Below are 9,738 nucleotides of genomic sequence, written 5' to 3' on the forward strand. Positions count from 1 at the left end.
GCGCCTGCTGCGCCGCGGCAGCGCCCGGGGCGCGCTCACCGCCAGCCTGCTCGGCAGCATCCGCGGCGCCCGCAGCGAAGGCGAATACGAGCGCTTCCTGCAATCGGCCATGTACGACTGGGCCGGGGTGCCCGAAGCCGATCTGATCGACCTCGGGCGGCAGGTGTTCGCGCGCAACGTGTACGGGCACCTCTACCCCGAGGCCTGGCGGCTGGTCCGCGAACACGAGGCCGCCGGTCACACCCTGGTCCTGATCAGCTCGATCAGCCGCTACCAGGTGGAGCCCGTCGCCGCCGAACTCGGCATCCCGCACGTGCTGTGCACCGCCATGGCCGTCCAGGACGGCGTGCTCACCGGGCACGTCGAAGGAAAGACGCTGTGGCGCAACGGCAAAGCCGACGCCGTACGCCGCTTCGCCATCGCCCACGACATCGACCTCACCCGGAGCTGGGCCTACGCCGACAGTGCCGCCGACCTGCCGCTGCTCCAAGCCGCCGGGCATCCGGTGGCCGTCAACCCCGACCCGCGCGTCGTGCTCGAGGCCGCCGAGCAGGAGTGGCCGGTCCTGCACTTCCGGCCCCGGCAGGCCCCCAAGCCCAGCGACTACGCCCGCACCCTGGCCGGATTCACCGGTCTGCTGGGCGGGGCGCTGTTCGGGGTGGCGGCCAAGGCGCACACCAAACAGCGCCGCCAGATGGCGGATTCGATGATGACCCACGCCGCCGACTCGACGCTGCGCGGCACCCGGGTGCGGGTGCGGGTGACCGGCGCGGAGTACGCCCGCGCGCCGCGACCGGCGGTGTTCATCTTCAACCACCAGAGCCAATTCGACATCGTGGTGCTGGCCGAGGTGCTGGGCGCCGGATTCACCGGCGTCGCCAAACGCGAGATCACCAAGAACCCGGTCTTCGGGCCGCTGATGCGATTCGTGGAGGTCACCTTCATCGATCGCGCCGACACCAAGGCCGCCAAGGCCGCCCTGGAGCCGGTGGTCGACACCCTGCGCGGCGGACTGTCGGTGGTGATCGCCCCCGAGGGCACCCGCTCCCTGACCCCGCGCGTCGGCCCGTTCAAGAAGGGCGCGTTCCACATCGCCAGGCAGGCGGGCGTGCCGATCATCCCCGTGGTGATCCGCAATGCCGGGGAGATCGCCTGGCGCAACTCCGCGATCGTCCGCAAGGGCGTGGTGGACGTGGCCGTCCTACCGCCGATCGACGTCAGCGGCTGGGACCCGGCCCGCCTGGATACGGAAGTGGAGCAGGTCCGACAGTTGTTCGTCGACACCCTGCTCCACTGGCCCGGCGATAAGTCCTAGCGCCGGAGAGTTCTAGACGGCCCGCCCGAACAGCAGCTTCCACGGCATGGCCGCGGACTCGAGCTGCACCTTGAGGCTCATCTTCGAGGCGCCCTTGGTGCGCTCCTCGAAACGGATCGGCACCTCCGCGATCGAGATGCCCTTCTTGACCGTGCGGTAGTTCATCTCGACCTGGAACGAGTAACCGTTCGACTTGATCGAGGCCACGTCGATGGCGCGCAGCGTGTCCGCCTTCCACGCCTTGAACCCGGCCGTGGCGTCCTTCACGCCCAGACGCAGGATCAGGTTGACGTAGAAGTTGGCCCAGGCGGAGAGCGCCTTGCGGTACCACTTCCACTCCTCGGCGGTGGAACCGCCGGGAACGTACCGGGATCCGAGCACCACGCCGGCGTCGGTGGTCTTCAGCTTGTCCAGCATGGCGGGAATGACCTCGGCCGGGTGCGACAGGTCGGCGTCCATCTGGATCACCACGTCCGCGCCCTCGTCGAGCGCCTTGGTGATGCCGGCGATGTAGGCGCGGCCCAGGCCGTCCTTCTCCGTCCGGTGCAGCACGCTCACCACGTTCGGCAGATCGGCGGCCAGCTTGTCCGCGACCTCGCCGGTGCCGTCCGGTGAATTGTCGTCCACCACCAGCACATGCAGGTCCTCCACCGGCAGTGCGGTCAGCCGCTCCACCGCAACGGGCAGGTTCTCCCGCTCGTTGTAGGTCGGCACCACCACGGTGACCTTCAAGGTACGCCCTCCCGATCGGTCGTCTTCTCGCTACGAAACCGTACCTGGTCCGCCCGAGCGCCTCGTGATCGCACCGTGTAGGCGCGTCACCCCCGTCGCCCGAACGTCAGTCGTCCTCTTGGTCGGCACGCCGATTTCGTTCTCGCACAATATCCAACGCCCGCTCGGCTGTCGCCCGATCCGGATAGGGGCCCATCCGATCCCCGACCCAGCAGGTCTTTCCCTGCTCCGCCTTCTGATGGGAGATGCAGTAATACCACTGGTTGTCCTCAGCCATACCAGCCAGCATTCCACCAAGATCAGGGCTGAAGGTGAGAACACGCGAAGAACCCCCGGAACGCCGGAAGCCCCCGTCCGATGGACGGGGGCTTCCAGAGCTGGTGGCCAGAGCCGGGATTGAACCGGCGACCTTCCGCTTTTCAGGCGGACGCTCGTACCAACTGAGCTACCTGGCCGAGAGGCACCCGATTCGAATGCCAAGCTTCGTGCGCTTCTTGCTGTCGCAAGAAGATCTTGCGACCCTGACGGGACTCGAACCCGCGACCTCCGCCGTGACAGGGCGGCGCGCTAACCAACTGCGCCACAGGGCCTTGCTACTTGCTCCGACAACCATGTCTCCATGGTTGTACCCCCTACGGGATTCGAACCCGCGCTACCGCCTTGAAAGGGCGGCGTCCTAGGCCGCTAGACGAAGGGGGCCCGCCGGATTTCTCCGGACCGTTTGCTCAACGGCTTCCGTTGGGAGCGGAGATAGCTTATGACAGGCTCCGCGTGATTCCCAAATCAGCTGGTCAGAGTCCCAAGTTGAGATCTTCGAGCCGGGCGGACACCCGCCAGCCCACGCGGCGGAACTCCTCGGCCCACTCCGGTGTCGCGGTGGCGTCCACGATCACTTCGAGCGCCTCGGCGAACCGGGCCCGCAGATCGGCCGGACCGGTGAGCACATCGGCGATGTAGCGCTGGCCCGCCAGGGCCGCCGCCAAGGTGCGGGTGAACCGGTCCGGGTCCGAATCCGGGCGCAGCTGTTTGTGCTCCGCGGCCCGGACCGCGAGCTGCCGGATGGCGCGCCCGAGGATGCGGCCCCCGCCGGCCTGGATGTCGCGATAGAACTCCGGCTCGATGATGAGCCGGAACTCGGCCTGGATGATGATGTCGTTCTCCAGCCGTAACGCGATCTCGTCGATCATGCCGTGCAGCACGTCGAGCGGGCCGAGATCGGTTCGGGTGAGCCATCTTTCGGTCGATGCCCGGTAGCGGTCGACCGCCGCTTCCAGCACCGCGCGCGCCAAGTCCTCCTTGGAGTCGAAGTGAAAGTACATGGCCCCCTTGGTCGCCCGGGAGCCTTCCAATATGCGGTTGAGCGATGCAGCGGCATAGCCGCTCTTCCCGAACTCAACGGCGGCGGACCTGATGATCGCCGCGCGTGTCCGGCGGGCCCGCTCTTGCTGCCGTGCCATGCTCGAAACGCCTCCGAAGCTAGCTAACCGTCGCCGACCGCGGTACGGCCTCGACGCGAAGTTACGTGTCTTTCAAATACTTCAAATCGGGCTATGCCCGGAATTACCAAACTTTTGGTACGAAAAAGCGCGAGAAACTTGAAACACACCAACTGGTATAGTTTTTCCCGCCCGGTACACCCCGAGAGGTGCGCACCCGGCGCTCACGTCGTCCTGGTCCGCCTCCCCGCAGCTTCATCTGTTGGAGCCGCGATCGGATGGGCCGGTCGCGACACGTTCGGGCACATCAACGATAAGCCGAATCCCGTGTCGCCGGGGCAATCCCAGCTCCTCCGGAATTCACCAGTCGGTCACCGTACCCGGAAAGTTCACCCAGCGTGACGTGTACCGGAAAGTCAGTTAGCCAGCACACCTCCTATCGAAAACCGCAATTCCCCAGCAATCGTATGGACGATTGGCTCGAAACGTCGAATTCGCCCATATCTCACCGAAGTTCGGCCTCGTGATCATCGGCGCCCGCGCCGGACCCACTCGGCTCGCGGCGCCACCGAGCCGCCGTCCCCGCGCCCGGAACGGGGCGGAACGGCCGCCTCCCACCACCCCAAAAAGCTTGCCACGCATCACCATTGGATGATATTCACACTCCAGGGCAACGAAACAAACTGAGTGGCAAGGCGATTACCGGGGCCATCCGAGGCCGGGATCGACCCGAGCCCGCGGGAGCGCGACCGCCCGCCCGGACGCGTCCGGGCACGACGGGACCACACCGTCACCTCACCCCGCCCACACTCCGCGCCGACCCCCGTGGCACCCCGGCTCTGCCCCGTCGCGGTGACGCACCGACCGGTCCGCACCCTCACAGCGCCACATCGTCCTCCCAATCCGCCACCCCGGCTCCCCGAGCCCCGGCGATCGGCACGGCCGGTCACATCGTCGGCACAACCCGTCACGCCGGCCCGGCCGCCCGAACGGCCCTCCCCGACCCGCCGCGTGTTCCGATCCAACACCATGACCTGCGCAAATACCGTCTGCCAGAGCACAATCGGATACTCGTTTAACACTTGCGGGCCCGGCACATTACACTGACGTCCCGCACGCCCCTATAGCTCAGTTGGTAGAGCTACGGACTTTTAATCCGCAGGTCCCAGGTTCGAGCCCTGGTGGGGGCACAGTCACGTGAGGGCCCGGAACAGCCGTTCCGGGCCCTCGCCACATCCGCGAATCTGTGGCAATCCGTCCGGATTTCACCTAGCGTGACCCCGGTAGGGCTTTATCCCCGGGAATCCATCACCACAGGCGGAGTTCATGACTTCCTTCGATGACCTGCTCTCTCAAGTTCCAATCGCCCAGATCGCCGAGCAGCTCGGCGTCGACGAGGCCACCGCCAAGACCGCGGTCGACGCGGCCGTGCCCGTCCTGCTCGGCGGTTTCCAGGCACAGGCCGGCAACCCCGAGGTCGGGCTGAATCTCGAGAACGAGGTCGCCAACCAGCCGCTGGGTCTGCTCGACGGCGGTGTCGACATGAGTCAGGTGGATACCTCCACGGGCAACCAGATCGTCGACCAGACGTTCGGCGCCGAGAAGAACACGGTGATCAGCGCTCTCGGCAATGTCGGCGGCAGCAATATCAGCGGCGAGCTGATGGGCAAGCTGCTCCCGATGCTCGCGCCGATCGTGCTGGCGTACCTCGGCAAGAAGATGCTCGGCGGGGGCGGCGCGGCCGCCCAGCCCAGCGCGGCCGGCGCCGGCGGTCTCGGCGACATCCTGGGCGGCCTGCTCGGCGGAGCCACCAGCGGTCAGGGCGCCGGCGGCCTGGGTGACATCCTGGGCAAGGCCATGGGTCAGAACGCGGGTGGCGTCCTCGGCGGCGTCCTCGGCGGTCTGCTCGGAAAGAAGTGATCTCCCAGCCATTGCTGATGCACGGCTAACGAAGCGCGGCCCACAGCGATAGACCCCTCGCTGTGGGCCGCTCTTCTTATGACATCTCTCACCAACCCCGCAATGGCGCACAGATGAGTTTCACATCACCCTACGGTCACGTAAGGTATGGGCCGCGGCGCCAGGCCGGCGAGGGTACGACAGCACGACGCACGACACGAAGGGCTTATGTATGGCAAAGGATCTGACTCAACTCGAGCTACTGACGGAGTTGGAGCCGGTTGCCGAGGAGAACGTCAATCGCCACCTCTCCCTGGCCAAGGAATGGCACCCGCACGATTACGTGCCGTGGGACGAGGGCCGCAACTTCGCGGCCATGGGCGGCGAGGACTGGGATCCGTCGCAGTCGAAGCTGAGCGAACTGGCCAAGGCGGCCATGATCACCAACCTGCTCACCGAGGACAACCTGCCCTCCTACCACCGTGAGATCGCCGAGAACTTCTCCCAGGACGGCGCCTGGGGCACCTGGGTCGGCCGCTGGACCGCCGAGGAGAACCGGCACGGCATCGTGATGCGCGACTACCTGGTCGTGACCCGCGGCGTCGACCCGGTCGCGCTCGAGCAGGCCCGCATGATCCACATGACCAACGGGTTCGCCTCCCCCACCGAGCAGCTCGAGCAGACCGGCAGCGCCGGCTTCCTGCACTCGGTGGCGTACGTGACCTTCCAGGAACTCGCCACCCGCGTCTCGCACCGCAACACCGGCCGCGTGTGCGACGACCCGATCGCCGACCGCATGCTGCAGCGCATCGCCGCCGACGAGAACCTGCACATGATCTTCTACCGCAACATGTGCGGCGCGGCCCTGGACCTGTGCCCGGACCAGGCCCTCGAGGCGATCACCATGATCCTGGAGAACTTCCAGATGCCCGGCGCCGGCATGCCCAACTTCCGCCGCAACGGCGTGCTGATGGCCAAGCACGGCATCTACGACCTGCGCCAGCACCTCGAAGAGGTGGTGAACCCGGTGCTCAAGAAGTGGCAGATCTTCGAGCGCACCGACTTCACCGCGCGCGGCGAGGAGACCCGCGAGCGCCTGGGCCTCTTCCTCGAGAAGCTCGGCAAGGATGTCGTGAAGTTCGAGGAGCAGCGCGACAAGATGCTGGCCCGCGAGGCCGCCAGGCGCGACAAGGACCTGGCTGCCGCCAGCGCCTGACCGCTGACACGAATTCGGCACGGCCCCTCGGGATTTCGATCCCGGGGGGCCGTCGTCGTCCACGCGTCACTCGATCTCGTCGACCGCCTCCTGGAACGCGAGGCCCGCGCGCTCGAAATAGTCGAACAGGACTTCCTGCTGCTCGGGGGTGTAACCGAGCAGGATCTCGCCGACCTTGCGGCGCGCGGGCGCGAGCACCCGTTCGAGTTCACCGGGGTTCGGGATCGGCTCGATGAGGACCTTGCGGCGATCGGCCGCGTCGGGGACGCGGCGCACATGGCCGGCCTGTTCCAGGCGATCGATGAGGCGGGTGGTGGGACCGGTGGTCAGCCCGGTGCGGGCGGCCAGTTCGCCCGGGGTCATGGCGCCGTTCAGATCGAGGATGTTGAGAGCGTACAGATCGGTCGCGCCGAGTCCGACGGCCCGCGCCCCGGCCTGGGCGTGGAGTACCAGGGCGCTGAGGTAGCGGCGATAGATCGCACTGGCCCGTGCGGGGTCCGACAGCATGGACGCCTCCGATTCATTTCTCTTCTTGTAGGAAGATACTTCTTGTGAGAAGATACTTTCCAGGAGCAGCAAACACCTGAAGGGATTGAACCATGAACGCCACCACCGACCTCGACGCCATCCGCACCCTTCTCGACCGCACCGTCGAAGCCTGGAACAACGGCGACGGCGCCGCCTACGGCGCGTGCTTCACCGCCGACGCCACCGACGTCACCTTCGCCGGGACCGTCTACCACGGCGGCGACGAAATCGGGCGGGCCCACCAGGTCCTGTTCGACTCCTTCCTGAAGGGCACCCGAATGTGGGGCGAAACCCTCGACATCCGCCGCTACGGCAACGACACCGCCGTCGTCGTCTCGGCCGGCGAAGTGGGCAAGAAGCAGCCGAAGAAGCTCGGCAAGCTGGCCACCTACACCGTCGTGCGCGACACCGACGGGGAGTGGCGGATCGCGGCCATCCAGAAGACCCAGCGCAAGCCGCTGATGGAGGCCATCAGCTTCAAGTTCCAGCCCGGCACCCGCCCCGCTGCTCACTGACCGCTGTGACCGGGGGCACTCGCGCGGACGGGCGGCTCTGGCCGCCGTCACGCGGATGAGAGACTGGGAGGCGTGACTGCCTCGCTCCAAACCCTCGAGACCACTCCGGCCGGGGCCCCCGAGACCGAGCTGCGGATCGGGCCCTACCCGCTCGATCCGCCGGTCGTGCTGGCCCCGATGGCGGGCATCACCAATGTCGCCTTCCGCACCCTGTGCCGCGAATTCGGCAGCGCCACATCGCTGTACGTGTGCGAGATGATCACCGCGCGGGCCGTGGTGGAACGCAACGAGAAGACCCTGGCCATGATGGCCTTCGGACCCGACGAGTCCCCGCGATCGATGCAGCTCTACGGCGTCGACCCCAAGACCCTCGGCGAGGCCGTGCGGATCATCGTCGGCGAAGGCTGGGCCGACCACATCGACATGAACCTGGGCTGCCCGGTCCGCAAGGTCACCCGCCTCGGCGGCGGCTCCGCGCTGCCCTACAAGCGGCGACTGTTCCGCGACATCGTGCGCGAAATGGTCGCGGCCGCGGGCGATGTGCCGGTCACCTTCAAATTCCGCATCGGCATCGACGACGACCACATCACCTACCTCGACACCGGCCGGATCGCCGAAGAGGAAGGCGCGGCGGCGGTTTCGCTGCACGCCCGCACCGCCGCCCAGCTCTACTCCGGGCAGGCCGACTGGTCGGCCATCGCGCGGCTCAAGGAAACCGTCACCAGCATTCCGGTGCTCGGCAACGGCGACATCTTCAGCGCCGACGACGCCCTGCGCATGATGGCCGAGACCGGCTGCGACGGCGTCGTGGTGGGTCGCGGCTGCCTGGGGCGGCCGTGGCTGTTCGGTGAACTCAGCGCCGCTCTGCGCGGTGAGCCCATCCCCGCCGGGCCCACGCTCGGCAAGGTCGGCGAGATCCTGCACCGGCACGCCGCCCTGCTCGTCGAACACGACGGCGAGGACAAGGCCATGCGCGACATCCGCAAGCACATGGCCTGGTACCTGATGGGCTTCCCGGTCGGCTCGGCGCTGCGGCGGCAGTTCGCCACCGTGACCAGCCTGGCGCAGATCGGGGATCTGGTCGCGCAGCTGGATCCGGACGTGCCGTTCCCCGAGGACGCTCTCGGACCGCGCGGCCGCCAGGGCTCCCCCCAGACCAAGGTGGCCCTACCCGACGGCTGGCTCGACGATCCCGAGGACGCCACCGTCCCCACCGCCGCCGACGTCATGCACAGCGGAGGTTAGGCGGCCGCGGCTCGCGGCGACCTCGTCACCCGGGCCCGCTGCCACATCCGCCGACGCCCGCGCCGCCACCGAGCCCGCCCACACCGGCACGATCCGGTCAATGTCCGGCCCACCTCCCGGGCCCCGAGCCGAGGCCCTGGCACACTTTGCGGACACACCTGACTCGCTACACCCGCCGGTGTTCCCGACCCGTCGGAGCATCCCGGCAAAGCGGAAAAACAGGATCTACCTGGGTGGACACATGTTCGAGTGGTTCACCGTGGCGGAATCGTTATCATGGCCCTCGGCATCAAGAGCAAAGTGAGGTTCGTTGGTGGGTGACGATCGGTACGGGCGTACGCCACGGCCCGGAGGTCGCGCCCCCTGGGAGCGCTACTCCGCGGACGGCGACGATCCGTCGCGCGCGGGCCGCCGCTCCCGCCACACCGACGACGCCGACTCGGCAGCCGGGCCCATCTCCGTTCAGGACCTGGTCGAACGGGTGGACAGCGAGCGCAAGACGCGTCGCCGTCCGCGCACCGACGCGGGCGAGCAGAACCCACCGGCGGCCACCAACGGCACGGCCGCGGGCGAACCGGCCGCACCGGTTCCCGCGACGCCGCTCGACGGCGCATCCGCCGGAGGAGCACAGCCCGTCGTTCCCCCGCAGCCATCCGGAACCCAGCCCGCGCCCGGCACGGGTTCGCAGCGCACCGTGCGCGACGACAGCCACCTGCGTCGAGTGGCGGCCGCGCCCGGCACCGGAAGCAACCGGACCGTGCGCCGCGCCGATCCCACCGCCGATCTGGTCACCGACGAACTCCCCCCGGTCACCGAGGCCGTCCCCGCCGCCCCGACCGCGGCCGGGCGGGC

The 9,738-nt window shown here is 68.0% G+C and carries 8 protein-coding genes, 4 tRNA genes and 1 pseudogene; 7 read left to right on the forward strand and 6 right to left on the reverse strand.

Going from position 1 to position 9,738, the window contains the following annotated elements:
- On the forward strand, positions 1–1,315 hold a 1,315-nt coding region (locus ACWELJ_RS31385), incomplete at its 5' end, for an HAD-IB family hydrolase (protein ID WP_452369713.1).
- A 12-nt stretch (positions 1,316–1,327) separates the two neighbouring features.
- On the opposite strand, the gene ACWELJ_RS31390 is transcribed toward ACWELJ_RS31385, so the two are convergent.
- The 5 genes from ACWELJ_RS31390 to ACWELJ_RS31410 form a co-directional block, all read right to left on the reverse strand.
- Positions 1,328–2,029, reverse strand: coding sequence for a polyprenol monophosphomannose synthase (locus tag ACWELJ_RS31390; protein WP_357089942.1), 702 nt, complete (start codon positions 2,027–2,029; stop codon positions 1,328–1,330).
- A 396-nt stretch (positions 2,030–2,425) separates the two neighbouring features.
- Positions 2,426–2,502: transfer RNA gene (locus ACWELJ_RS31395), tRNA-Phe, on the reverse strand.
- 61 nt (positions 2,503–2,563) lie between these two features.
- A tRNA-Asp gene (locus ACWELJ_RS31400) sits at positions 2,564–2,637 on the reverse strand.
- A gap of 36 nt (positions 2,638–2,673) precedes the next feature.
- Positions 2,674–2,746: transfer RNA gene (locus tag ACWELJ_RS31405), tRNA-Glu, on the reverse strand.
- A gap of 92 nt (positions 2,747–2,838) precedes the next feature.
- Positions 2,839–3,504, reverse strand: coding sequence for a TetR/AcrR family transcriptional regulator (locus ACWELJ_RS31410; protein WP_357089553.1), 666 nt, complete (start codon positions 3,502–3,504; stop codon positions 2,839–2,841).
- A gap of 1,096 nt (positions 3,505–4,600) precedes the next feature.
- Between ACWELJ_RS31410 and ACWELJ_RS31415 the strand changes: the two genes are divergently transcribed.
- From ACWELJ_RS31415 to ACWELJ_RS31425, 3 genes are all read left to right on the forward strand, one after another.
- Positions 4,601–4,673 (forward strand) — tRNA-Lys (locus ACWELJ_RS31415).
- A gap of 136 nt (positions 4,674–4,809) precedes the next feature.
- Positions 4,810–5,403: a DUF937 domain-containing protein gene (locus ACWELJ_RS31420; protein ID WP_452369714.1), complete on the forward strand. Its 594-nt coding sequence runs from the start codon at positions 4,810–4,812 to the stop codon at positions 5,401–5,403.
- 211 nt (positions 5,404–5,614) lie between these two features.
- Positions 5,615–6,598, forward strand: coding sequence for an acyl-ACP desaturase (locus ACWELJ_RS31425; RefSeq protein WP_452369715.1), 984 nt, complete (start codon positions 5,615–5,617; stop codon positions 6,596–6,598).
- Positions 6,599–6,664: 66 nt separating this feature from the next.
- Here ACWELJ_RS31425 and ACWELJ_RS31430 read toward each other — a convergent pair whose 3' ends face one another.
- A complete protein-coding gene (locus ACWELJ_RS31430) occupies positions 6,665–7,105 on the reverse strand; it encodes a MarR family winged helix-turn-helix transcriptional regulator (protein ID WP_452369716.1) in 441 nt (146 codons plus the stop codon).
- A 92-nt stretch (positions 7,106–7,197) separates the two neighbouring features.
- Here ACWELJ_RS31430 and ACWELJ_RS31435 point away from each other — a divergent pair, with 92 nt between their 5' ends.
- The 3 genes and pseudogenes from ACWELJ_RS31435 to ACWELJ_RS31445 all read left to right on the forward strand — a co-directional run.
- Positions 7,198–7,641: an SgcJ/EcaC family oxidoreductase gene (locus ACWELJ_RS31435; RefSeq protein ID WP_452369717.1), complete on the forward strand. Its 444-nt coding sequence runs from the start codon at positions 7,198–7,200 to the stop codon at positions 7,639–7,641.
- Positions 7,642–7,713: 72 nt separating this feature from the next.
- Positions 7,714–8,886 carry a tRNA dihydrouridine synthase DusB gene (dusB, locus tag ACWELJ_RS31440; protein WP_452369718.1) on the forward strand — a complete coding sequence of 391 codons (1,173 nt, stop codon included), beginning with the start codon at positions 7,714–7,716 and terminating at the stop codon, positions 8,884–8,886.
- 313 nt (positions 8,887–9,199) lie between these two features.
- A pseudogene (locus ACWELJ_RS31445) lies at positions 9,200–9,738 on the forward strand (hypothetical protein); the annotation flags it as partial.

This window comes from Nocardia sp. NPDC004582 (assembly GCF_053602115.1).

Excerpts from the sequence above, each read along its gene's own strand:
- ACWELJ_RS31410 (WP_357089553.1), bottom strand. The coding sequence starts at position 3,504 with ATGGCACGGCAGCAAGAGCGGGCCCGCCGGACACGCGCGGCGATCATC.
- ACWELJ_RS31420 (WP_452369714.1), top strand. The coding sequence starts at position 4,810 with ATGACTTCCTTCGATGACCTGCTCTCTCAAGTTCCAATCGCCCAGATC.
- ACWELJ_RS31425 (WP_452369715.1), top strand. The coding sequence starts at position 5,615 with ATGGCAAAGGATCTGACTCAACTCGAGCTACTGACGGAGTTGGAGCCG.
- ACWELJ_RS31430 (WP_452369716.1), bottom strand. The coding sequence starts at position 7,105 with ATGCTGTCGGACCCCGCACGGGCCAGTGCGATCTATCGCCGCTACCTC.
- ACWELJ_RS31435 (WP_452369717.1), top strand. The coding sequence starts at position 7,198 with ATGAACGCCACCACCGACCTCGACGCCATCCGCACCCTTCTCGACCGC.